This is a genomic window from Paracoccus simplex, from assembly GCF_042648325.1.
Classification (GTDB): domain Bacteria; phylum Pseudomonadota; class Alphaproteobacteria; order Rhodobacterales; family Rhodobacteraceae; genus Paracoccus; species Paracoccus simplex.
The window spans coordinates 64,160-86,940 of sequence record NZ_JBHRXE010000030.1 but is presented as its reverse complement, the minus strand read 5'-3'; the positions used below and the strand labels follow the sequence as shown (position 1 = coordinate 86,940).

Annotated in this window: 23 protein-coding genes; 14 read left to right on the top strand and 9 right to left on the bottom strand. The window is 68.2% G+C overall.

Features of this window, described 5'->3' with window-relative positions; translation table 11 throughout:
* Window positions 1-235, bottom strand: a 235-nt coding sequence (locus ACFOMP_RS11235) for a GcrA family cell cycle regulator (protein ID WP_379030477.1), incomplete at its 3' end; no start/stop codon positions are given.
* Between the two features lie 130 nt (window positions 236-365).
* Here ACFOMP_RS11235 and ACFOMP_RS11230 point away from each other — a divergent pair.
* From ACFOMP_RS11230 to argF, 4 genes are all read left to right on the top strand, one after another.
* Window positions 366-1,187: an ABC transporter permease gene (locus ACFOMP_RS11230; protein ID WP_379030474.1), complete on the top strand. Its 822-nt coding sequence runs from the start codon at window positions 366-368 to the stop codon at window positions 1,185-1,187.
* 209 nt (window positions 1,188-1,396) lie between these two features.
* Window positions 1,397-2,569, top strand: coding sequence for an aspartate aminotransferase family protein (locus tag ACFOMP_RS11225; RefSeq protein WP_289894204.1), 1,173 nt, complete (start codon window positions 1,397-1,399; stop codon window positions 2,567-2,569).
* Window positions 2,562-3,038 carry a GNAT family N-acetyltransferase gene (locus ACFOMP_RS11220; RefSeq protein WP_379030472.1) on the top strand — a complete coding sequence of 159 codons (477 nt, stop codon included), beginning with the start codon at window positions 2,562-2,564 and terminating at the stop codon, window positions 3,036-3,038. Before ACFOMP_RS11225 ends, ACFOMP_RS11220 begins: the two co-directional genes overlap by 8 nt.
* A 97-nt stretch (window positions 3,039-3,135) precedes the next feature.
* Window positions 3,136-4,062, top strand: a complete 927-nt coding sequence (argF, locus tag ACFOMP_RS11215) for an ornithine carbamoyltransferase (RefSeq protein WP_289894202.1) — start codon at window positions 3,136-3,138, stop codon at window positions 4,060-4,062.
* 200 nt (window positions 4,063-4,262) lie between these two features.
* Here argF and ACFOMP_RS11210 read toward each other — a convergent pair whose 3' ends face one another.
* Together ACFOMP_RS11210 and ACFOMP_RS11205 are read right to left on the bottom strand one after the other, a co-directional pair.
* A complete protein-coding gene (locus ACFOMP_RS11210; RefSeq protein WP_289894201.1) occupies window positions 4,263-5,693 on the bottom strand; it encodes an HlyD family type I secretion periplasmic adaptor subunit in 1,431 nt (476 codons plus the stop codon).
* Window positions 5,690-7,432: a type I secretion system permease/ATPase gene (locus ACFOMP_RS11205; RefSeq protein ID WP_379030468.1), complete on the bottom strand. Its 1,743-nt coding sequence runs from the start codon at window positions 7,430-7,432 to the stop codon at window positions 5,690-5,692. The genes ACFOMP_RS11210 and ACFOMP_RS11205 overlap by 4 nt, the downstream gene beginning before the upstream one ends.
* Window positions 7,433-7,579: 147 nt before the next feature.
* On the opposite strand from ACFOMP_RS11205, the gene ACFOMP_RS11200 reads away from it, so the two are divergent.
* Together ACFOMP_RS11200 and ACFOMP_RS11195 are read left to right on the top strand one after the other, a co-directional pair.
* Window positions 7,580-8,290, top strand: coding sequence for an MlaA family lipoprotein (locus ACFOMP_RS11200; RefSeq protein WP_289894199.1), 711 nt, complete (start codon window positions 7,580-7,582; stop codon window positions 8,288-8,290).
* Complete coding sequence (locus ACFOMP_RS11195) at window positions 8,280-8,891, top strand: MlaC/ttg2D family ABC transporter substrate-binding protein (protein WP_379030483.1); 612 nt, start codon at window positions 8,280-8,282, stop codon at window positions 8,889-8,891. Before ACFOMP_RS11200 ends, ACFOMP_RS11195 begins: the two co-directional genes overlap by 11 nt.
* Window positions 8,892-9,016: 125 nt before the next feature.
* On the opposite strand, the gene ACFOMP_RS11190 is transcribed toward ACFOMP_RS11195, so the two are convergent.
* Window positions 9,017-11,356, bottom strand: coding sequence for a transglycosylase domain-containing protein (locus ACFOMP_RS11190; protein ID WP_289894198.1), 2,340 nt, complete (start codon window positions 11,354-11,356; stop codon window positions 9,017-9,019).
* Between the two features lie 255 nt (window positions 11,357-11,611).
* On the opposite strand from ACFOMP_RS11190, the gene ACFOMP_RS11185 reads away from it, so the two are divergent.
* Window positions 11,612-13,060: an ammonium transporter gene (locus ACFOMP_RS11185; protein ID WP_379030464.1), complete on the top strand. Its 1,449-nt coding sequence runs from the start codon at window positions 11,612-11,614 to the stop codon at window positions 13,058-13,060.
* 67 nt (window positions 13,061-13,127) lie between these two features.
* On the opposite strand, the gene ACFOMP_RS11180 is transcribed toward ACFOMP_RS11185, so the two are convergent.
* Window positions 13,128-14,129: a polyprenyl synthetase family protein gene (locus ACFOMP_RS11180; protein ID WP_379030461.1), complete on the bottom strand. Its 1,002-nt coding sequence runs from the start codon at window positions 14,127-14,129 to the stop codon at window positions 13,128-13,130.
* 75 nt (window positions 14,130-14,204) lie between these two features.
* On the opposite strand from ACFOMP_RS11180, the gene ACFOMP_RS11175 reads away from it, so the two are divergent.
* Genes ACFOMP_RS11175 through ACFOMP_RS11165 form a run of 3 tightly spaced genes read left to right on the top strand, consistent with a single transcriptional unit; the run spans window position 14,205 to window position 15,391 of the window.
* On the top strand, window positions 14,205-14,417 hold the full coding sequence (locus ACFOMP_RS11175) for a putative signal transducing protein (RefSeq protein ID WP_019352147.1): 213 nt from the start codon (window positions 14,205-14,207) through the stop codon (window positions 14,415-14,417).
* Window positions 14,410-15,168 carry a tRNA1(Val) (adenine(37)-N6)-methyltransferase gene (locus tag ACFOMP_RS11170; RefSeq protein ID WP_379030458.1) on the top strand — a complete coding sequence of 253 codons (759 nt, stop codon included), beginning with the start codon at window positions 14,410-14,412 and terminating at the stop codon, window positions 15,166-15,168. Before ACFOMP_RS11175 ends, ACFOMP_RS11170 begins: the two co-directional genes overlap by 8 nt.
* Window positions 15,169-15,226: 58 nt before the next feature.
* The gene (locus ACFOMP_RS11165) at window positions 15,227-15,391 is read left to right on the top strand and encodes a YdcH family protein (protein WP_114349765.1); all 165 of its coding nucleotides are present in this window, start codon (window positions 15,227-15,229) and stop codon (window positions 15,389-15,391) included.
* 110 nt (window positions 15,392-15,501) lie between these two features.
* Here ACFOMP_RS11165 and phbB read toward each other — a convergent pair whose 3' ends face one another.
* The 3 genes from phbB to ACFOMP_RS11150 all read right to left on the bottom strand — a co-directional run bounded on the left by phbB (window position 15,502) and on the right by ACFOMP_RS11150 (window position 18,705).
* Window positions 15,502-16,227 (bottom strand): acetoacetyl-CoA reductase, encoded by a 726-nt coding sequence (gene phbB, locus ACFOMP_RS11160; RefSeq protein WP_379030454.1) that lies wholly within the window; start codon window positions 16,225-16,227, stop codon window positions 15,502-15,504.
* 86 nt (window positions 16,228-16,313) lie between these two features.
* The gene (locus ACFOMP_RS11155; RefSeq protein ID WP_379030451.1) at window positions 16,314-17,489 is read right to left on the bottom strand and encodes an acetyl-CoA C-acetyltransferase; all 1,176 of its coding nucleotides are present in this window, start codon (window positions 17,487-17,489) and stop codon (window positions 16,314-16,316) included.
* A 388-nt stretch (window positions 17,490-17,877) separates the two neighbouring features.
* Complete coding sequence (locus ACFOMP_RS11150) at window positions 17,878-18,705, bottom strand: EAL domain-containing protein (RefSeq protein WP_289894193.1); 828 nt, start codon at window positions 18,703-18,705, stop codon at window positions 17,878-17,880.
* 101 nt (window positions 18,706-18,806) lie between these two features.
* Between ACFOMP_RS11150 and ACFOMP_RS11145 the strand changes: the two genes are divergently transcribed.
* Window positions 18,807-19,385 carry a DNA-3-methyladenine glycosylase I gene (locus tag ACFOMP_RS11145; RefSeq protein WP_379030446.1) on the top strand — a complete coding sequence of 193 codons (579 nt, stop codon included), beginning with the start codon at window positions 18,807-18,809 and terminating at the stop codon, window positions 19,383-19,385.
* Here ACFOMP_RS11145 and ACFOMP_RS11140 read toward each other — a convergent pair.
* Window positions 19,360-19,902, bottom strand: coding sequence for a TlpA disulfide reductase family protein (locus ACFOMP_RS11140; RefSeq protein ID WP_379030443.1), 543 nt, complete (start codon window positions 19,900-19,902; stop codon window positions 19,360-19,362). The two genes, ACFOMP_RS11145 and ACFOMP_RS11140, sit on opposite strands and share 26 nt — an antisense overlap.
* A gap of 22 nt (window positions 19,903-19,924) precedes the next feature.
* Between ACFOMP_RS11140 and argH the strand changes: the two genes are divergently transcribed.
* Genes argH through lysA form a run of 3 tightly spaced genes read left to right on the top strand, consistent with a single transcriptional unit; the run spans window position 19,925 to window position 22,764 of the window.
* Window positions 19,925-21,334 carry an argininosuccinate lyase gene (argH, locus tag ACFOMP_RS11135; protein ID WP_379030440.1) on the top strand — a complete coding sequence of 470 codons (1,410 nt, stop codon included), beginning with the start codon at window positions 19,925-19,927 and terminating at the stop codon, window positions 21,332-21,334.
* Window positions 21,331-21,486: a hypothetical protein gene (locus ACFOMP_RS11130; RefSeq protein WP_289894189.1), complete on the top strand. Its 156-nt coding sequence runs from the start codon at window positions 21,331-21,333 to the stop codon at window positions 21,484-21,486. The genes argH and ACFOMP_RS11130 overlap by 4 nt, the downstream gene beginning before the upstream one ends.
* A 12-nt stretch (window positions 21,487-21,498) precedes the next feature.
* Window positions 21,499-22,764, top strand: a complete 1,266-nt coding sequence (gene lysA / locus ACFOMP_RS11125) for a diaminopimelate decarboxylase (RefSeq protein ID WP_289894188.1) — start codon at window positions 21,499-21,501, stop codon at window positions 22,762-22,764.
* The last annotated feature ends 17 nt before the right edge of the window (window positions 22,765-22,781 follow it).

Genomic DNA, 22,781 nt, shown 5'->3' with positions numbered 1-22,781 from the left:
GCTTCGGCTCGGGCGGCGGTGCGGCCGCCGGGGCGGCGGGCCGGGCTTCTGCGACCGGGGCCGCGGCCGCCGCGGCCTCGCCCTCCTCGCTGCGATTCGACAGGCCAAGGCGGTGAACCTTGCCGATCACCGCGTTGCGGGTCACGCCGCCAAGTTCCTTGGCGATCTGGCTGGCCGACTGGCCCTCGGCCCACATGCGTTTCAGCGTCTCGACGCGCTCGTCCGTCCAGGACATGTCTTGCCTTTCCTGCACCGGCTTGGTTCCGGTGCCCTTCGTGTTCGTGGCTTCAATTCCGCTAGACCCGGCCTTAAATCCGGGGATAGCCAGATTTACCCGTCCGAGCCCGCAAATTCAAGGAGCGCCGATGCGACAGACCCCGACCAGTCCCGGATTCCGCCAGATGGGCGTGCGCCGCTTTGGCCGGATGAACTGGCTGGGCCTCTATACGCTCAGCCGGCGCGAGATCATGCGCTTCATGAGCGTCTGGCAGCAGACCATTTTCGCGCCGCTGATGACCTCGGCGCTGTTCGTGACCGTCTTCGCCCTGGCGCTGGGGCGCAGCCGGGGCGAGGTGATGGGCCTGCCCTACCTGGCTTTCCTGGGGCCGGGCATCCTGATGATGACGGTGATCCAGAACGCCTTTGCCAACACCTCGTCCAGCATCATCTCGGCCAAGATGCAGGGCAATATCGTCGACACGCTGATGCCGCCCCTGTCGGCGGCCGAGATCCTGGCCGGCTATCTGATCGGCGCCGTGGCGCGGGCGCTGATCGTCGCCGCCGCCATCGCCACGGGCATGGCGCTGGTCCTGGGCCAGGGGGTGGCGCATCCGGCCTGGACGCTGGCTTTCGTGGTGCTGGGGGCGCTTCTGATGGGCGGGCTGGGGCTGCTGGCCGGGATCGTGGCGCAGAAATTCGACCAGATGGCGGTGATCACCAACTTCATCGTGACGCCGCTGTCCTTCCTGTCGGGCACCTTCTATTCCGTCGAGGCGCTGCCCGAGCCGTTCCGGGCGCTGGCGCATTGGAACCCGATCTTCTATCTGATCGACGGCGCCCGTTACGGCATCGCCGGGGTTTCCGACGCGCCGGCGCTGCACGGGCTGGTGGTCTGCGCGCTGACGGTGGCGCTGGTCCTGTTCACCGCCTGGCGCTGGCTGGCCACCGGCTATCGGATGAAGCCCTGAAATGGCTGCCGCTCGGACCGCAGAAATGACCGCAGAAATGACCGTTGCGCCGGCCGCGCTTCCGCGCTATGCGACGGGCCATGATCACGCGGACCGTCCATATCGCCCGTCCCCGACGTTGACGCCGTCAACGACCGATCCCGCCTGCCTTCCCGTCTTTTCGTCAGCCATGGTGCCGCCACGCGGCCGTTCCCAGAGAGGGTAACTCCATGATTTCGCACGTCCTGCCGACCTATAACCGCGCGCCCATCGCCTTCGAGCGGGGCGAGGGCTCCTGGGCCATCGCGACGGACGGGACGCGATACCTGGACCTGGGCGCCGGCATCGCCGTGAACGCGCTGGGCCATGCCAACCCCGATCTGGTCGCCACGCTGACCGAGCAGGCGAACCGGATTTGGCATGTCTCGAACCTCTACCAGATCCCCGAGCAGGAGAAGCTGGCGGATCTGCTGATCGAGCATACCTTCGCCGACACCGCCTTCATCACCAATTCCGGCACCGAGGCCGCGGAACTGGCGATCAAGATGGTGCGCAAATATTGGCACGAGGCGGGCGATCCGGACCGCAACGAGATCCTGACCTTCGAGGGTGCCTTCCACGGCCGCTCGACCGGCGCCATCGCGGCGGCGGGTTCGGACAAGATGGTCAAGGGCTTCGGCCCGCTGATGCCCGGCTTCCGGCAATTGCCCTGGGGCGACATGGAGGCGCTGAAGGCGGCGATTTCCGACCGCACCGCCGCCGTCATGCTGGAACCGGTGCAGGGCGAGGGCGGCATCCGCCCGCTGCCCGATGCCGACCTGCGCCTGATCCGCGAGCTTTGCGACCGGACCGGCGCGCTGATGGTGCTGGACGAGGTGCAGTCCGGCATGGGCCGCACCGGCAAGCTGTTCGCCCATGAATATGCCGGCATCGCCCCCGACATCATGATGGTCGCCAAGGGCATCGGCGGCGGCTTCCCGCTGGGCGCGGTGCTGGCCACGGAAAAGGCGGCCGCCGGCATGGCGGTCGGCACGCATGGCTCGACCTATGGCGGCAACCCCTTGGCCTGCGCGGTGGGCGCCAGGGTGATGCAGATCATCGCGGCGCCGGAATTCCTGGCCGAGGTGAATCGCAAGGCGGCGCTGTTGCGCCAGAAGCTCGAGGGGCTGGTGGCGGCGCATCCCGATGTCTTCGACTTCGTGCGCGGCCAGGGGCTGATGCTGGGGCTGAAATGCAAGGTCGCGCCGGGCGAGGTGGTCAAGGCCGGCTATGCCGAGCATCTCCTGACCGTGGCGGCGGCGGACGACACGCTGCGGCTGCTGCCGCCGCTGACCATCTCGGATGAGGAGATCGCCGAGGCGGTCGCGCGGCTCGACCGGGCGGCCGGCAGGCTGGATGGATAGGTTCGGCTTCCGGCCGGTGACGCACGCCGATCTGCCCCTGCTGGCGGATTGGCTGCACCTGCCCGAGGTGGCGCGCTGGTGGCGCGGCGCCGAGGCGCAACTGGCCGGGATCGAGGAGGACCTGGACGAGCCGGCAATGCGGCAATGGCTGGTGTTGTTGAACGGCACGGCCGTCGCCTATGCGCAATTCTACCCGGCGCATCACTGGGGGGCGCCGCATTTCGCCGGCCTGCCGACCGACGCGCTGGCGATCGACTGTTTTTCCGGACCCGAGGGTTTCGGCCATGGCGGCGCCTGGTTGCGCGCCTTGGGCGACCGGCTGCTGGCCGAGGCGTCGATCCTGGTCATCGACCCCGAACCCGGCAATCTGCGCGCGATCCGAGCCTATCGGAAGGCTGGCTTTCGCGGCGAGGAGCTGCGCCCCACCGAGGACGGGACCCTGGCCCGCGTCATGACCCGGCACCGATGAGGCTGCGTCGAATTCTGCCGCGATACCGGGCCTTGGGCCTTGACCTCCCTTCGGCAAAGCGGCTTGCTTGCCGGATCAATCCGAAAGACAGTCACAGATGAACAGTTTCCTCGACATCCATACCACCGACAAGGCAGATCTGCGCGGCATGATCGACACCGCGCGGCGGATGAAGGATGCCCGCAACGGCCAGCCCAAAGGCACGCCCGATGCCGACCTGCCGCTGAAGAACCGCATGGTGGCGCTGATCTTCGAAAAACCCTCGACCCGGACCCGGGTCAGCTTCGACCTGGGCGTGCGGCAGATGGGCGGGCAGACCATGGTGCTGTCGGGCAAGGAGATGCAGCTGGGGCATGGCGAGACCATCGCCGACACCGCGCGGGTGCTGTCGCGCTATGTCGATCTGATCATGATCCGCACCTTCGAGGAGGCGACGCTGCAGGAAATGGCCGAATATGCCACGGTCCCGGTCATCAATGGCCTGACCAACCGCACCCATCCCTGCCAGATCATGGCCGATGTGATGACCTTCGAGGAGCATCGCGGCCCCATCGCCGGCAAGAAGGTGGTCTGGTCGGGCGACGGCAACAATGTCTGCTGCTCGATGATCCATGCCGCCGGGCAGTTTGGCTATGACTTCACCTTCACCGGCCCGGCCACGCTGGACCCCGAGCGCGAGGCGGTGGAATTCGCCCGTGCCCAGGGCGTGCAGGTGCGGATCGAGCGCGACCCGGCCAAGGCGGTCGAGGGCGCCGATCTGGTGGTGACCGATACCTGGGTGTCGATGCACGACCCGCAATCGGCGCGCGAGCGGCGGCACAACCAGTTGCGCGGCTATCAGGTGAACGAGGCGCTGATGGCGGGGGCCCGGCCCGACGCGCTGTTCATGCATTGCCTGCCGGCCCATCGCGACGACGAGGTGACGAGCGCGGTGATGGATGGCCCGAACTCGGTCATCTTCGATGAGGCCGAGAACCGGCTGCACGCGCAGAAGGCGATCATGCGCTGGTGCCTGGGCGTCTGAGGGGGCCGCGGCCCTGGCGGTGATCCGGCGTTGACGACAAGCGGCGCGGCTGCCGCTGCGGGCGGGCTGGCCGGGAGGGGAGAGACCTGCCCGGCCCGGGCGCCGGGCCCCTCCGGGGAGTGGGGGCTTTGCCCCCGTCGTGCGGATGCACGACTCCCCCAGGGTATTTCGGAAACCGAGAAAGCCGGCGCGGCGCGGTTTCAGTTCTCGCGGAAGGCGCGGGTGAAATAGTCGCTCAGCGGCTTGACCAGATAGGCCAGGGGGCTGCGCTCGCCGGTCTGGACATAGACCTCGACCGGCATGCCGGGCACCAGTTCCAGCCCTTTGAGCTTTTCCACCTGCTCGGGCGGGATCGTCACCTCGGCGCGGTAATAGGGGATATGCGTGGCCTGGTCGACCAGCGTGTCGGGCGAGACCCGGCTCAGCACCCCGTCGATTTCGGGCGTGGTGCGCGACGAGAAGGACGAGAAGCGCAGCACCACCTCCTGCCCCGGATGCACCTCGTCGACATTGATGGTGGCGATGCGGGCGGCGACGACCAGCGGCCGGTCCTGCGGGATGATGTACAGGATCGGGTCGGCCGGACGGATGACGGCGCGGGGCGTGGTCACCTGCAATTCCTGCACCACGCCCGAGACCGGGGCGCGGACCTCCAGCCGGGTGATCTGCTCGGTCAGCGAGCGGCGGCGCTCGGCCAGTTCCAGCTCGCGATAGCCAAGGTCGCGCAGCTCGGTCTCGGCGGCTTCGCGGTGGGTGGCGGTCTTTTCCAGCCGCGACAGGTCGATCTCGGCCAATTGCGTCACCGCGCGGGCGCGGGTGGCGGTGGTTTCGCCCAGAAGCCCGTCCAGCCGCGCGGCCTCGCGTTCCAGGGCCAGCACGCGCGGCGCCTGCGCCAGGCCCTTTTCCAAGAGCGAGCGCTGGTCGCGCAGTTCCTCGGCGATGAAGTCGCGCTGCTTTTGCAGGGCGTCGCTTTGGGCGTCGATGCCGCCGATCTGCGACTGCACCTGTTCGGATTGCTTGGCAAGCTGGCCGAGCGATTGGTTGAGCGTGTCCAGCCGCGCCCGGAACAGGCTTTCCTGCCCGTCCATCAACGCCTTCAGCTCGGGCCGGGTCGCCGCCGCCTCGATCAGCGGGTCGGGAAAGGCGATCTCCTTGCGGTCGGCGCGTTCCGCCTCGAGCCGGCCGCGGCGGGCCAGGATCTCGAAATACTGGCCCTCGACGATGGCAAGCTCGGTGTTCAGCAGCGCGCCGTCCAGGCGGATCAGCGGCTGGCCGGCCGTCACCGCCTGGCCGTCATGGATCAGGATCTCGGCCACCACGCCGCCATCGGGATGCTGGACGACCTGGCGGCGCTGTTCGACCTCGACCTGGCCGGGCGCGACCACCGCCCCGGCGATGCGCGCGGTCCAGGCCCAGAGGCCGAAGCCGCCAAGCATGACCAGCAGCGCGACCATTCCCAGCAGCACCGAGCCGCGGGCCGACCATTCCGGGCGTCTGGGCGGGGGCGGCGGCGGCGGATGCGGCAGTTCGGCGCGGCGGGCGCGGAAATGCGGGAGCGGGCCCGCGGGGTCGGCGGGCGTCGCCGACAGCTTTTCGACCGGCGCGCGGCCGATATTGCCTGGATCGCTCATGTGACGCCTCCGCCATGGCCCTGCGCACGGACGATCTGGTCGGCATTCTTGACCAGCGATTTCAGCACCTCGTCGCGCGGGCCGAAGGCGCGGCGCATGCCTTGGTCGAGCACCAGCAGCATTTCGCATTCGGTGATCGCCGCCGGGCGATGTGCCATGATGATGATTGCGCCGCCGCGCGCCTTGATGTTGCGGATGGCGATGTTCAGCGCCGTCGAGCCCTCGTTGTCGAGATTCGAGTTCGGCTCGTCCAGCACGAAGATCGCCGGATCGGCATAGAGTGCCCGGGCCAGGCCGATGCGTTGGATCTGCCCGCCCGACAGCCGGCCGCCGGTCTGGGTGACGGGCGTGTCGTAGCCCTGCGGCAGGTCCAGGATCATGCGATGCGCGGCCGCCGCGGTGGCCGCGGCGACGACGCGCTGCGGATCGGGTTCGGGCGAGAGCCGGGCGATGTTCTCGGCGATGGTGCCATCGAACAGGGTGACCTGCTGCGGCAGGTAGCCGATCAGCCCGCCCAGCACGTCCGGGTCGTATTGGTCCAGCGTCGCCCCGGCCAGCCGGATCGAGCCGCCGGCGATGGGCCAGGCGCTGATCAGCGCCCGCGCCAGCGTGGTCTTGCCGGCGCCCGACGGGCCGATCACCCCCAGGGCCTGACCGGGGTTCAGATCGAAGCTGACGCCGCGCAGCGTCGCCACGCCCTGGCCGGGCGGCACCACGGTCAGGTTGCGCACCTCGAGCTGGGCGTCGGGGCGGGGCAGGGGGGTGCGGGCGGTCGGCGGCGGCCGGCGCGCCAGAAGGTCCGACAGGCGTTTCCAACCGTCCTGCGCGCGCTGGACGATGGCCCAGCCGCCGACCACCTGCTCGATCGGCGCCAGCGCCCGGCCCATCAGGATCGACGAGGCGATCATGGCGCCGGGCGTCACCTCCTGCCGCAGCACCAGCCAGGCGCCGGCGGCCAGCAGCGCGCTTTGCAGGAACAGCCGGAAGGTGCGGGAAAACACCGTGAAGCTGGTGGCGCGGTCATTGCCGCGCATCGTCGCCTCGGTCGCGCGGTCGCGGGCCTCTTGCCAGCGGTGGAAGGCCGCGGCCCGCATGCCGAGCGAGCCGATCAGCTCACCCTCGTCGCGGTAGAGGTCGGACATGCGTTCGGCCGACTGGCCGGCGATGGCGGCCTGCTGCAGCGAATCGCGGCTGAGCCACTGGTTCAGCACCGTGGCGATCACCAGCACCAGCAGGCCCGCCGTGGCGACCGCGCCAAGCAGCGGGTGGAAGATGAAGACCGCGGCCAGGAAGAACGGCGCCCAGGGCAGGTCGAAAATCGCCATCAGCACCGGCGAGCCGATCAGCCGCTGCACCGCCTCGAGGTCGCGCATGCCGCCGCGCACCACCAGGTCCGAACCCGCCGCCTGGCCGTCCTGCAGCCCGGCGGTGAAGACCCGCCCCTCCATCCGTTCCTGGAAGCGGGCGGCGACGCGGGCCATGATGCGGTTGCGCGCTAGGTCCAGCACGCCCATCATCGCGAACAGGAACACCACCAGCAGGAACAGCGCCGTCAGCGTCTCGACCGAGCGGCTGGCCAGCACGCGGTCATAGACCTGCATCATGAACAGCGGCCCGGTCAGCATCAGCGTGTTCACCGCGAATGAAAACAGCCCGACGAAGGCATAGAGCTGCCATGCCCTGCCGCGCGCGGAGGCAAGCTCTTTTCGGCCGTCATGTCGCATCGGCGGCGAAGCCATGCCGGTTCCTTTCCTCATCGTCTGGCCGGGCTTGCCCGGCGTTGTCGCAGCGCTTATCCCAACTCTACGCAGCAGAACAGATTGTATTCCCGATGCGGGGGATTCGGCCTGAAAAATCACGGTTAGCAACGGAAAGTTAGCAAAATATTGAACCGCTGGATTCCTCTTGTCGCGACGCTGGCTCTCACCGCCTGCGCCACCCCCCGCGAGCCGGGGCAGATCAACGACCCGCTGGAGCCGATGAACCGCAGGGTGCATGCCTTCAACAAGGGGGTGGACACGCATCTGGTCAAGCCGGTCAGCCGCGGCGCTTCGGGCGGCGGCGGCGGACAACTCACCGAAGCGGTGGGGAATTTCGGCGCAAACCTGGCGCTGCCCGGCAAGGCGGTGAACCACCTGCTGCAGGGCAAGCCGGCGCCGGCGGTGCGCACGACCTTCCGCTTCGTGGTGAACACCACGTTGGGCTTCGCGGGCTTCCTTGATCCCGCGGGCAAGGATTTCGCCCTGCCCGAGGAGGATACGGATTTCGGCCAGACGCTGGCCGCCTGGGGCGTGGGCGAGGGCGCCTATCTGGAATTGCCGCTGATCGGCCCCTCGACGGCGCGCGATGCGGCCGGGCGCGTGGTCGATATCGCCATCGACCCGATGCGGGGCTGGCTGAACCGCGACCAGTATCTGATCGGCATGGGCGCGCGCGTCGTCTCAAAAGCCGGTGAGCGGGGGCGTTTCGGCGATTCCGTCGATAGCATCCTGCACGAAAGCGCCGATAGTTATGCCCAGACGCGGCTGATCTGGCTTCAGCATCGCCGCCACGAACTGGGCGAGGAAGGAGAGCACATTGACCCTTATGCCGAATGAGACCCGCCGCGGATTCCTGGGGCTGATGACCGGGAGCCTGCTCTCCGGTGGCCTGGCGGTGGCCGCCGCCCCGGTATGGGCGCTGGATACGAACGAGGCGCGGGCGCTGATCCAGACCTCGCTGGACGAGGTCTATACCGTGATCAATTCCGGCCAGCCGCCGGCGCAGATGTACAAGGCCTTCGAGGCGATCTTCGCGCGCTATGCGGATGTCGACATCATCGCGCGCTCGGCCCTGGGGCCGGCGGCGCGGCAGGCCGGCGCCGCCGAGTTCGCGGCCTACCGGCAGGCATTCCAGGGCTATATCGGCCGCAAATACGGCAAGCGCTTCCGCGAATTCATCGGCTCCAGGATCGAGGTGACGGGCGCCAAGCCGGTCAAATCCTTCTATGCGGTGACCTCGGTCGCCTATCTGAAGGGCCGCAGCCCGATGGAGGTCGAGTGGCATGTCTCGGACAAATCCGGGAAAAGCCGCTATTTCAACATCATCATCGAGGGGGTGAACATGCTCGCCTCGGAACGGGCCGAAATCGGGGCGATGCTGGCGCGGCGCGGCGGCGACCTGGCGGGCCTGACCGCGGACCTGCAACAGGCGGGCTGAACCCGCCGCCCTCGCGGAAATCCGCTTCTCGGTTGTCCAAATACCCCCGCAGCGGCGAAGCCCGCGCTGCCGGAAACACAGGATCCGCCAAGCAGAAAGGCCGGCCCCGCGGGACCGGCCTTTTGCTATTGCTGATAGACGCCGTCGATGCCGCGCAGGGCCTGGGTCAGCGGGTCGTCGGCCGGCATCTCGGCCTCGGGGTCGCTGGTCACGGTCTCGGCCGGGAAGGTGGGCGGCCCGCCGGGCTGCTCGACGCCCGGATCGGGCAGCACGCGCCCGCCGCCCTGGTCCATCGGCTGCCCGGCCGGATCCTGCGGCTGCGTCTGACCCTGCTGCGCGGGTTGGCCAAGCGCCTCGGACAGTGCCGCGGCCAGCGGATCGCCGGCGCCGGCCTCGTCCGAGCTGACCACCTGCGGCACGGCGCTGTTCGGGTCGAAGACGAAATTGCCCAGCGGCTCGACCGGCAGGCCCTCGTGGATCTCGGTCATCACCGCCTGCCAGATCTCGGCCGGCAGGCCGCCGCCGGTCACGCCCTTCAGCGGCTTGTTGTCGTCATAGCCCATCCAGACCCCGGTCACATACTGGCCGGTGAAGCCGATGAACCAGGCGTCGCGATAGCTCGAGGTGGTGCCGGTCTTGCCCGCCGCCGGCCGGCCCTTCAGCCGGGCGCGGCCGCCGGTGCCGCGTTCGACCACCTGCTGCATCATGCCGATCAGCTCGCCCGCCGCCTTTTGCGAGATGACCCTCTGGCCCATGCCGCCGGCCTGGCCGATCAGCGCCTGGTCGTCGCCCTTGATGCGCAGCTCGACCAGACCATAGGGGCTGACGGCGGTGCCGCCATTGCGGATGCCGGCATAGGCGGCGGTCATGTTCAGCAGCGTCGAATCGGACACGCCCAGCCCCAGCGACGGCCCCTTGGCCATCTCGTCCGAGACGCCGAAATCGCGCGCCACCCGGCGCACCGCGTCGCGGCCGGCGATCTCCTGCAGGCGGATGGTCGCGGTGTTCAGCGATTGGGTCAAGGCCCGGGTCAGCGTGACCTCGCCCGAATAGCGGCGGGTGTAGTTCTGCGGCGACCAGGGGCCGGAACCGCGCACGTTGATGGTCAGCGGCGCGTCCAGCACCATGTCGTTCGGGCCGTAGCCCTGGTCCAGCGCCGCGGCGAAGACGAAGGGCTTGAAGCTCGATCCGGTCTGCCGCTTGGCCTGGGTGGCGCGGTTGAAGGTGCCCGAGACAGTGTTGTCGCGCCCGCCGATCATGGCGCGCACGGCGCCGTCCGGCGACATGACCACCACGGCGGCCTGCGCCGTCGAGCCCTTGGCGACCTTTTCGTCGAAGACCCGCTTCAGCGCCCGCTCGGCCGCGCGCTGCACGCGCTGGTCGAAGGTGGTCTGGATGGTCACGTCCTCGGTCGTCTCGCTGGTCAGGAATCCGGGGCCGGATTCCATCACCCAGTCGGCGAAATAGCCGCCGGCCCGCGCCGCCGCCGCCTTGGACAGCACCGCCGGCTGCGCCTGGGCATCGGCATATTGCGCGTCGTCCAGGAAGCCCTGCTCGTGCATCAGCCCCAGGATCACCGAGGCCCGGTCCTGCGCCCGCTGCAGGTTCGAGGTCGGCGCGAAATAGCTGGGCGCCTTCAGGAGCCCGGCCAGCATCGCCGCCTCCGAGGCGTTCACCTCGGCCGCCGACTTGTCGAAATAGCGCTGCGCCGCCGCCTCGAAGCCGCGCGCACCGGCACCCAGATACGAACGGTTCATGTAGATGTTGAGGATGTCCTCCTTGGAGTATTTCGCCTCCATGGCGATCGCATAGGGGACTTCCTTCACCTTGCGCCAGATCGAGGACTTGCGGCATTCGGCCTCGAACTCGGCCTCGGACTTCCAGCGGATCGGGTCGAAAGTGTCGCCCAGGCACAGAAGTTTGGCCACCTGCTGGGTGATGGTCGAGCCGCCGTTGCCCTCCAGCGGGCCGCGGCCGGCGGCCAGGTTGATCTTGATGGCCGAGGCGATGCCGCGCGGGCTGACGCCGAAATGCCCGTAAAAGCGCTTGTCCTCGGTGGCGACCACGGCGCTTTTCAGCACCGGGGCGATCTTGTCGGCGCTGACCATGCCGAAGGTTTCGCCGCGCCAGGCGAAGACCCGCCCCTCGTTGTCCTGCATGGTGACGGAACCGCGGGCGCGGCCGTCGAAAAGCGCCGAAGCCTCGGGCAGGGTGGTGTAGAAATAGAAGGTCGCGGCAGCGAGAATCAGCGCAACCGTCAGACCCAGCCGCCAGAACGAGCCCCAGATCACCCGCCAGACCAGGGTCACGAAGCCGGCGATTCCCCGCGTCACGACATTGCCGCGGCGCGGGCGGCGCGGCGGCTTGCGGCGCGGTTCCTGGGGCTGTTTCTGTCTTTTCTGAGGGGCTTGGTCAAAATTGCGCTTGTCCGCAACGATGCGGCCCCCGCCGGTCGGTTTCTTCATGCCTGCTATCCTGCCCGGCCGAGTCCTCCGGCCTGTTGGCGCGGACAATACAGCAAAGCGCCGGGCTTGAGAACCGCGATGACCGATCAGTGAACTGCCGCGAGAGGGCGCAAACCCCGGCAGAAGCGCGTAAAATTCGGGCAGTCGGGGGGCGGGCCCGGCGGGAAGCTGCACAATGCTTGTGCGACCGCCGGGCCCGCAGGTTTTCTGGCCGAGACACGGAACTGCCGCGATGCAGAAAGAGGTGCAGGAAACATGATCAGACCAACCGCGATCAAATCCATGATCCCGGCGCTCGTCCTTCCGCTGATCGGGCTGGCGGTGCCGGCGCTGGCGCAGGATGCCGAGGCCCCCGCCACCATGGCCGAGACGGTCGCCGCGACCGTGGCGCCGATCGTCGACAAGGGCGACACCACCTGGATGATGGTCTCGGCCATCCTGGTGATGATGATGAGCATTCCGGGACTGGCGCTGTTCTATGGCGGCCTGGTGCGCGCCAAGAACATGCTGTCGGTGCTGATGCAGGTCTTCACCGTCTTTTGCATCATGTCGATCCTCTGGGTCTGCTTCGGCTATTCGCTGGCCTTCACCGGCGCCGGCTCGGCCGAGGAGGCGACCTGGCTGACCCCCTTCATCGGCGGGCTGTCGAAGGCGTTCCTGGCCGGCGTCGACACCTCGTCGCTGGCCGAGACCTTCACCCAGAACGTTTTCGTGCCGGAATATGTCTTCGTCATCTTCCAGATGGCCTTCGCCTGCATCGCGCCGGCGCTCATCGTCGGCGCCACGGTCGAGCGGATGAAGTTCCCGGCCATCCTGCTGTTCGTGGTGATCTGGTTCTTCTTCTCCTACCTGCCGATGGCCCATATGGTCTGGTGGTGGGGCGGTCCCTCGGCCTATGATGCGCCCGGCGGCTTCCTGTTCGGCCATGGCGACCTGGACTTCGCCGGCGGCACCGTCATCCATATCAATGCCGGCATCGCTGGGCTGGTGGCGGCGCTGGTGGTCGGGCCGCGCCTGGGCTACGGCAAGGAGCTGATGGCGCCGCACAACCTGCCCTTCACCTTCCTGGGCGGTTGCCTGCTGTGGATCGGCTGGTTCGGCTTCAACGCCGGTTCGAACATGGAGGCGACCGGCACCGCGGCGCTGGCGATCCTGAACACCACCGTCGCCACCTCGGCCGCGGCGCTGGCCTGGGCCTTCGGCGAGTGGCTGTTCCGCGGCCATCCCTCGCTGCTGGGCGGGATCTCGGGGGCCATCGCCGGCCTGGTCGGCATCACCCCGGCGGCCGGTTTCGTGGGGCCGATGGGTGCCATCGTCATCGGCCTTGCGGCCGGTTTCCTGTGCATGTGGTTCGTGATCAGCCTCAAGGGCAAGCTGGGCATCGACGAAAGCCTGGACGTGTTCGGCATCCACGGCGTGGGCGGTATCGTCGGGGCCATCCTGACCGGCGTCTTCGCCGCGCCGTCGCTGGGCGGTTCGGGCATCTACGATTACGCGGCCGGTGCGGTCGCGGCGGATTACAGCATCGCCGGACAGGTCACGACCCAGGCGCTGGGCGTGGGGGTCGCGGTGATCTGGTCGGGCGTAGTGTCCTTCGTGGCGCTGATGATCGTCAAGGCGGTCACCGGGCTGCGCAGCTCGGCCGCCGACGAGCGTCAGGGCCTGGACGTCACCACCCATGGCGAGAACGCCTACAACAGCTGAGGCCCATGCCGAGACAAGCAAAAGCCCCGCCGATGGCGGGGCTTTTCCCTATCGCAGGCCGGTCGGGTCAGGACAGCCGCGAGACCACGAAATCCGCGAGGTCGGACAGGATCGCCCGCAGCGGCAGAGCGGGCGCCGGGGCCAGCGCCGCCTTGGCGCGTTCCGCCCAGGCGATGGCATCGGCGCGCGCCGCGGCCAGCGCCTCGCGGCGACGCAGGATCTCCAGCGCGGTGGCCAGGTCGGCCTCCTCCTGCTGGCCCTGGCCGATGGTGCGCTCCCAGAAGGTGCGCTCATCGGCGTCGGCGTGGGCGATGGCCTTGATCACCGGCAGGGTCAGCTTGCGTTCGCGGAAATCGTCGCCGACATTCTTGCCGATGGTGGTGGTCGAGCCGCCGTAATCCAGAAGGTCGTCGACGATCTGGAAGGCGATCCCCAGCGCGTCGCCGTAATCGAACAGCGCCTGCTGCACCGCCGGATCGGCGCCAGCCACCACCGCCCCCGCTTCGGTCGCGGCGGAAAACAGCGCCGCCGTCTTGCCGCGCACGATCTGGATATAGGTGTCCTCGGTCGTGGCGATGTCCTGGGCGGCAGTCAGCTGCAGCACCTCGCCCTCGGCGATGGTGGCGCTGGCATTGGCCAGGATGCGCATGACCTGCATGCTGCCGGTATCGGCCATCAGCTGGAAGCTGCGCGCGAACAGGTAGTCGCCGACCAGCACGCTGGACTTGTTGTCCCACAGCAGGTTGGCGGTCGGCCGGCCGCGGCGCTGCCGGCTTTCGTCGACCACGTCGTCGTGCAGAAGCGTCGCGGTATGGATGAACTCGACCGCGGTGGCCAGCAGCAGATGGCTGTCGCCCTGATAGCCGCAGAGCCTTGCCGCGGCCAGCACCAGCATCGGCCGCAGCCGCTTGCCGCCGGCCTCGACCAGATGCGCGGTCACCTCGGGAATGCGGGGCGCATGGCGGCTGGCCATGCGGTCGCGGATCAGCGCGTTCACCCGGTCCATATCCCCGGCAAGTTCGGCCGAAAGCCGGTCGAGCGGCTTGGAGACGTTTTCGTTCATGCCCATCAGCGATCCCCTTTCGCCGCAAGCCATTGCCATGCCATGGACACAATCGCAACTGCCGCTTAACTTTCTGGGGACATGAAAGAGCTTCTGCGCACCACCGACCCGCTTCTGATCACCCGCGTCGCCGATCTGCTGGCGGCCGAGGGCATCCAGTCGTTCCCGCTGGACCAGCACATGAGCGTGCTGGAAGGCTCGCTGGGCATCCTGCCGCGGCGGCTGATGGTGGCGGATCGCGACCTGTTCATGGCGCGCGCCATCCTGCGCGACAACCGCATCCATCATGACTGAGCTGCGCGAGGACGGCTTCCTTGGCGGGCGGCTGCGCATCGCCCAGCCGGCGCAGGGCTATCGCGCCGGGGCGGATGCGGTGATGCTGGCCGCAGCCTGCCCGGCGCAAGCCGGCGAAAGCGTGCTGGAACTGGGCTGCGGCGCCGGGGTGGCGCTGCTGTGCCTTGGCGCGCGGGTGCCGGGCCTGCGGCTGTTCGGGCTGGAACTGCAAGAGGATTACGCCGCGCTGGCCCGGCGCAGCGCCGCGGCGAACGGCGTCGCGGCCGAGATCCTCCAGGGCGACCTGGCCCGGCCGCCGGCCGCGCTGCGCGCCCTGAGCTTCGACCATGTCATCGCCAATCCGCCCTATTTCACCGCCGGCACCGTGGCCCCCGATGCCGGGCGCGGCCGGGCCCGGCACGAGGATACGCCGCTGGAGACCTGGATCGCCGCCGGGTTGCGCCGGCTGCGGACCGGCGGCCGGCTGACGCTGATCCAGCGCGCCGAGCGGCTGGGGGCGATTCTCTCGGCGCTTTCGCCCGCGGCCGGGGCGGTCACGATCCTGCCAGTGGCGGCGCGCGAGGGGCGCGAGGCGGGCCGGATCATCCTCTCGGCCCGCAAGGGCGCGCGGGCGCCGCTGCGGCTGCTATCCCCCTTTGTCATGCACGCAAATCCGTCACATTCGGGCGATGGCGAGGACCTGACCGTGGCCGCGCAGGCGGTTTTGCGCGAGGGTGCGGCGCTTTCGCCCGCAGGGCCGGATTTTCGGTGACAATGTGACGATTCTGTGCTGCAATCCCTGGGTTCGATCAATCCAAGAGGAGGACGGAATGTCGGTTGAATCCCATGTGCAGGAGCTTCGCCGCAAACATCAGTCACTTTCGAACGCCATTGAGGCCGCGCATCGCAGCCCCGGCACGGATGACCTCGCCATCGCCCAGATGAAGAAGGAAAAACTTCGCCTCAAGGAAGAGATCACACGCCTGTCGCATTAGATTGTGACGCCGGGCGGGTTCGTCCCGCCCGAGGCTTTCACCATGGAATGAGAAACGGCCCGCGAGATCTCGCGGGCCGTTGTCATTCCGGGGTCCGTCCGGTGCGGCGGTCAGACGACGAACTGGCCGCCATTCGCGCTGATGGTCGAGCCGGTGATGAAGCCGGCCTCGTCCGAGGCCAAGAAGACGACGCAGCGCGCGATCTCCTCGGGTTCGCCCAGCCGCCCGACCGGGATCTGGGGGATGATGCGTTCGTTCAGCACCTTTTCGTCGATGGCGCGCACCATCTCGGTGCCGATATAGCCCGGGCAGATGGCGTTCACGGTGATGCCGGCGCGGGCGCCTTCCTGGGCCAGGGCCTTGGTGAAGCCCAGGTCGCCCGCCTTGGCCGCCGAATAGTTCGCCTGGCCGGCCTGGCCCTTCTGGCCGTTGATCGAACTGATGTTGACGATCCGGCCGAACTTGCGGTCGCGCATGCCCGACCAGATCGGATGCGTCATGTTGAAAAGGCCGGTCAGGTTGGTGTCGATGACCTCTTTCCACTGCTGCGCGGTCATCTTGTGGAACATCGCGTCGCGGGTGATGCCGGCATTGTTGACCAGCACGGCGACCGGGCCCAGTTCTTCCTCGACCTGCTTGATGCCCGCCGCGCAGGCATCGTAATCCGTGACCGACCATTTATAGGTCTTGATGCCGGTTTCCTCGGTAAAGGCGCGGGCGGCGTCGTCATTGCCGGCGTAATTCGCGGCGACCGTATAGCCCGCCTCCTTCAGCGCCTTCGAGATTGCCGCGCCGATGCCGCGCGAGCCGCCGGTCACAAGGGCCACTTTTGCCATTTCTCGTCCCCCTTTGAAAATGGTCTTGAAATTGTGTTACCGAACCCGGCGGGCGCGCGCAAGATAGTTGCGCGCGCCTTTTTCGATCAGGGACGTTCCAGGCACAGGGCGACGCCCATGCCGCCGCCGATGCACAGCGTGGCCAGGCCCTTCTTGGCATCGCGGCGCTGCATTTCGAACAGCAGCGTGTTCAGGATGCGGCAGCCCGAGGCGCCGATCGGGTGGCCGATGGCGATGGCGCCGCCGTTGACGTTCACGATCGCCGGATCCCAGCCCATGTCGCGGTTGACGGCGATGGCCTGGGCGGCAAAGGCCTCGTTCGCCTCGACCAGGTCCAGATCGCCGACCGACCAGCCGGCCTTTTCCAACGCCTTGCGGCTGGCCGGGATCGGGCCGGTGCCCATGATCTGCGGGTCGACACCGGCGGTCGCATAGGAGGCGATGCGCGCCAGCGGCGTCAGCCCGCGGCGGGCGGCCTCGTCCTCGGCCATCACCAGCACCGCGGCGGCGCCGTCGTTCAGGCCCGAAGCGTTGGCGGCGGTCACCGTGCCCTCCTTGCTGAAGGCGGGGCGCAGCTTCTGCATGGCTTCCAGCGTGGCGCCGTGGCGGATGTATTCGTCGGCATCGACCACGGTGTCGCCCTTGCGGGTCTTGATGGTCACCGGCACGATCTCATCGGCGAATTTCCCGGCCTTCTGCGCCGCCTCGGCCTTGTTCTGCGAGGCCACGGCGAATTCGTCCTGCTCGGCGCGGGTGATGCCCCATTTCGTCGCCACGTTCTCGGCCGTGGTGCCCATGTGGTAGTCGTGGAAGGCGTCCCAGAGCCCGTCCTTGATCATGGTGTCGAGCATCTTCAGGTCGCCCATCTTCTGCCCGGCGCGGATATAGGCGGCATGCGACGCCAGCGACATCGATTCCTGGCCGCCCGCCGCGACCACGGTGGCGTCGCCCAAAAGCACCTGTTGCGCCGCCAGCGCCACCGAGCGCAGGCCCGAGCCGCAGACCTGGTTGATGACCCAGGCGGCGGAGCCCTGCGGATAGCCGGCCTTGATATGCGCCTGGCGACCGGGGTTCTGGCCCTGGGCGGCGGTCAGCACCTGGCCGAGAATGGTTTCGGACACTTCGGAAGGATCGATGCCGGCCCGCTCGACGATGGCCTTCAGGACGATGGCGCCAAGGTCATGCGCCGGCAGATTCGCATAGGACCCGAGGAAACTGCCCACGGGGGTCCGGGCAGCGGATACGATTACAGCTTTGGTCATGGCGGGCTCCTTCCCATATGGCCGATAAGTCCGGCAACGGGGTGACTTTGCCGTTTCGTTCCGCGAGGTCAAGCAGGCTTCCCGACGCGAAGCCGCGGGGCGGTGTCGCAATCGCCCGCCGCATCCCCCGCCGCGTCGCGCCCGAAACCGCTGGGCGCCGCCGATTCCCTGCCGCAGGCCCCCGGCCGGCGGCGATGCCATGCGGCGGCCGAAAGCGAGGGGCGAGGGGCTGGCTGTGTCGCCGGGTTTCACCGCGCATGTGCAAGCCGGCCGCCAGCAAGCGTCACCTTGAAAACCCACCGCAACGGCCCCCCGAATGCCTGTGCCTGTGCCTGTGCCTGTGCCTGTGCCTGTGCCTGTGCCGGTGCATGCTGCGGGCCGCTGCCACTCAGCTGCGCCTTGCGGCGGCATTCGGGGATCTCCATGGCGGCACGATGGTCGGTGCGCCGAAGTAATAGCCCTGCAGGCAGTCGATGCCCATGTCGATCAGGAAGGCCGCGTCATCCGCCGTCTCGACCGATTCCGCCACGGTGAACATGTCGAAGTGATGCGCGATGGATTGCAGGGCGCGGGTCAGCACCTGGTTGTCGCGCTGCTCGGCGATGTCGCGAATGAACTGCCCGTCGATCTTGATCATGTCGAAGCAGAAATCCCGCAGGTAGCGGAACGAGGTATAGCCCGAGCCGAAGTCGTCCAGCGCGAAGCTGACGCCGTGGGATTGCAGTTCCTGCATGAAACGGCCGACCACCTCGGGCATGCCCATGGCCGAGCTTTCGGTGATCTCGAGGATCAGCCGCTCCGCCAGGCTGTCCTGCCCGGCGATGCCTTCGCGCAGGGTACGCAACCAGGCCGGATAGCCGATGGAGCGCGCCGACATGTTGATCGACAGCCGCAGCGCAGGTTCCTCGGCCAGGGATTTCAGGCCGAGCGCCAGCGACAGGCAGTCGATCTGCCGGCCGAGTTCGGTGGTCTCGGCCAGCGGCAGGAAGTCGCGCAGCGGCACGATGCGGCCGGTTTCGTCGATGATGCGGATCAGCCCTTCGTGGAAGGCCGCATGGTCGGGCCGGTCCGCCCGCACCACCGGCTGATAGGCCAGCACGGCATCGCCGCGCGAGACCGCCCGGCGCACCGTGGCCATGGTCACGCGCGATTGCTGTTCGACCGCGAAATCCAGCGGAGAGCCCATTTCCTGTGGCGAATCAAACGTGTCGGTCATGCCTAGACTCCTGTCATCGGCGCAAGTCTGGCGATCATCCCCTAAGATCGCGTAAACTCCAGATGCTTTCTCGACTCGAGGTTAACGGACCCTTGCCTGACATGACCGAACGCTGTGCCTGGTGCGGGACCGACCCGCTTTATGTCGCCTATCACGACGAGGAATGGGGGGTGCCGGAATACGATCCCCGCGCGCTCTGGGAAAAGCTGGTGCTGGACGGCTTCCAGGCCGGGCTGAGCTGGATCACCATCCTGCGCAAGCGCGACGCCTTCCGCGAGACCTTCGAGGGCTTCGACCCCGAGCGCGTCGCCCGCTGGGGCGAGGCCGAGGTCGCGGCCGCGCTGCAGAACCCCGGCATCATCCGCCATCGCGGCAAGATCGAGGCCACCGTCAAGGGCGCGCGGCTGTTTCTGGACATCGAATCGTCCCAGGGCTTCTCGCCCTTCATCTGGTCCTTCGTCGGCGGCCGTCCCGTGCAGAACCATTTCGCCGGCATGGCCGAGGTGCCGACCAGGACGGATCAGTCCGACGCCATGGCCAAGGCATTGAAAAAGCGTGGTTTCAACTTCTGCGGGCCGGTGATCGCCTATGCCTTCATGCAGGCCTGCGGGCTGGTCAACGACCACATGACCCATTGCCCCTGCCACGGCCGCATCAAGGCGCTGTCGCCTGCCGGATAAGCGCCTTGGCTGCGTCCGAGGACCAGTCGGCGCCGCCGATCAGCCGGGCGATCTCGTTGCCGTCGCGGTCGATCAGCACCGTCACCGGCATGCCCATCACCCCCATCTCGCGCGCCAGCTTCTGGCGCGGGTCCAGCCGCACCGGCAGGTTGGCGATCTTCTCCTCGTCCAGGAATTTCTTCACCGCCGGCGGCGGGTTGTGGCCGGCGGCGATGGCCACCACCTCGAAATCCTCGCCGCCCATCTCGGCCTGCAAGGCGTCCAGCGAGGGCATTTCCTCGCGGCAGGGCGCGCACCAGGTCGCCCAGAAGTTCAAGAGCACCACCTTGCCCTTCCAGTCGGCCAGACTGTGCGTGCCGCCCTCGGGATCGGTGAATTCCGTCGCCGGAACCGGGGTCGGGTCGGTTTGCGCCAGCTTCGCCAGCCCGCCGTCATGCGCGGCCTGCCAGTCGATTTCCCCCGCGTAACCGGCATTTGCACCAAGGATCATCGCCGTATAAAGAACCAGCCAACGCATTCCACCCCCCGAAGGACAAGTCATGACCGAGCAGCCCGCCAACACCGCCAACCAGATGTGGGGCGGACGTTTCGCCGCAGGCCCGGACGCGATCATGGAGGCGATCAACGCCTCGATCGGCTTCGACCAGCGGCTCTATGCCCAGGACATCCGGGGCAGCCGCGCCCATGCGGCGATGCTTGCCGCACAAGGCATCATCAGCACTAGCGATGCCGAGGCGATCGGGGAAGGGCTGCTCACGGTCTTGTCAGAGATCGAGGCGGGCGGCTTTCCCTTTTCGGCCGCGCTGGAAGACATCCACATGAACGTGGAATCGCGGCTGAAGGCGCTGATCGGCGAGCCGGCGGGGCGGCTGCATACGGCGCGGTCGCGCAACGACCAGGTGGCGACGGATTTCCGGCTCTGGGTGCGCGACCAGTGCGACGCGGCGATCACCGGGCTGGATGCCCTGATCCGCGCGGCTTTGTCGCAGGCGGAAAAGGGCGCGGATTGGGTGATGCCGGGCTTTACCCATCTGCAAACCGCGCAGCCGGTGACCTGGGGCCATCACATGATGGCCTATGTCGAGATGTTCGGCCGCGACCTGTCGCGCTTTCAGGACGCGCGCAGGCGGATGAACGAATCGCCCTTGGGCGCCGCCGCGCTGGCCGGGACGGGCTTCCCCATCGACCGCGAGGCGACGGCGACGGCGCTGGGCTTCGACCGGCCGATGGCCAACAGCCTCGACGCGGTCAGCGACCGGGATTTCGCGCTGGAATACCTGTCCTCGGCGGCGATCTGCGCCGTTCACCTGTCGCGGCTGGCCGAAGAGCTGGTGATCTGGTCCTCGGCCCAGTTCCGCTTCGTGACCATGTCGGACCGCTTCTCGACCGGCTCGTCGATCATGCCGCAGAAGAAGAACCCCGACGCGGCCGAGCTGATCCGGGCCAAGATCGGCCGCATCCTGGGCGCCGCCGTGGCGCTGTTCGTGGTGATGAAGGGCCTGCCCTTGGCCTATTCCAAGGACATGCAGGAGGACAAGGAGCAGGTCTTCGACGCCGCCGACAACCTGATGCTGGCACTGGCGGCGATGACCGGGATGCTGTCGGACCTGACGGCGAACAAGGACCGGCTGGAGGCGGCGGCGGGTTCGGGCTTTTCCACCGCGACCGACCTGGCCGATTGGCTGGTGCGCGAGGCCGGGCTGCCCTTCCGCGACGCCCATCACGTCACCGGCGCGCTGGTGGCCATGGCCGAGAAGCAGGGCGTGGACCTGCCCGAGCTGACCTTGGAGCAGATGCGGTCGGTCAATCCGGCCATCACCGAAGACATTTACGGCGTGCTGGGCGTGCACAACTCGGTCGCCTCGCGCATCAGCTATGGCGGCACCGCGCCGGCGCAGGTCCGCGCCCAGATCGCCCGCTGGCAGGACAAACTGGGAGAGAAGGCATGACGCATCCCCTGCTGCTGGCGGCCCTGGCGCTGCTTCTGGCGACGCTGGCCGCCTGCGGCGTCGACGGCGCGCCCACCCGACCCGATCCCGCGCCCGAACCGGGCCTGCAGGTCAGCGGCGAGGCGCGGATCGGCGTCGTTTCGAAACTCTGACCCGGAAACGCCATGGATCATTTCAACTATGTCGACGGCTGGCTGCATGCCGAGGAGGTGCCGCTGGCCCGCATCGCGGCCGAGGTCGGCACCCCGGTCTATGTCTATTCCACCGCCACGCTGACCCGGCATTTCAAGCTGTTCCAGCAGGCGCTGGCGTGGTGCGACCATCTGGTCTGCTTCGCGGTCAAGGCCAATTCCAACATCGCGGTGCTGAAGCTGCTGGGCGACCTGGGCGCGGGCATGGATATCGTCTCGGCCGGCGAATATGCGCGGGCCCGGGCGGCGGGCGTGCCGGGCGCGCGGATCGTGTTTTCCGGCGTCGGCAAGACCGCGGCCGAGATGCGCATGGCGCTGGAGGGCGGCATCCGCCAGTTCAACGTCGAATCCGAGCCGGAGCTGGAGCTGCTGTCGCAGGTGGCTAGCTCGCTGGGGGTGGTGGCGCCGATCGCCGTGCGGGTGAACCCGGACGTGGACGCCAGGACGCATGAGAAGATCGCCACCGGCAAGTCCGAGAACAAGTTCGGCATCCCCATTGCCCGGGCCCGCGAGGTCTATGCCCGGGCGGCGGCGCTGCCGGGGATCGAGGTCGTTGGCATCGACATGCATATCGGCAGCCAGTTGACCGACCTCGAGCCCTATCGGCTGGCCTATGCCAAGATGGCCGACCTGACGCGAGCGTTGCGCGCGGAGGGGCACGACATCCGGCGGCTGGATATGGGCGGGGGCCTGGGCATCCCCTATCGCCGCGACAACAACGCCCCGCCCCTGCCCATCGAATACGGCCAGGTGATCCGCGAGGCGGTGGGCGATCTGGGCTGCGAGATCGAGATCGAGCCCGGCCGCAACATCGCCGGCAATGCCGGCATCCTGCTGTCCTCGGTGATCTATCTGAAACAGGGCGAGGGCCGGGATTTCCTGATCCTCGACGCCGCCATGAACGACCTGATCCGGCCGGCGATGTATGCGGCGCATCACGACATCGTGCCGGTGCGCGAACCCGCCCCGGGGGCCGAGGTCGCGCCCCATGACGTGGTCGGCCCGGTCTGCGAGACCGGCGACACCTTCCGCAAGGCGGTCGAGCTGCCGGCGCTGGCGCCCGGCGACCTGGTGGCGCTGCGCTCGGCCGGGGCTTACGGGGCGGTGATGGCCTCGGAATACAATTCCCGGCCGCTGGTGCCCGAGGTTCTGGTCAGCGGCGATCAATTCGCCGTCATCCGGGCCCGGCCGACGCTTGAGGAAATGCTGGGACGCGATACCATCCCGGAATGGCTCTGATCGCTCATTCCCGCGCC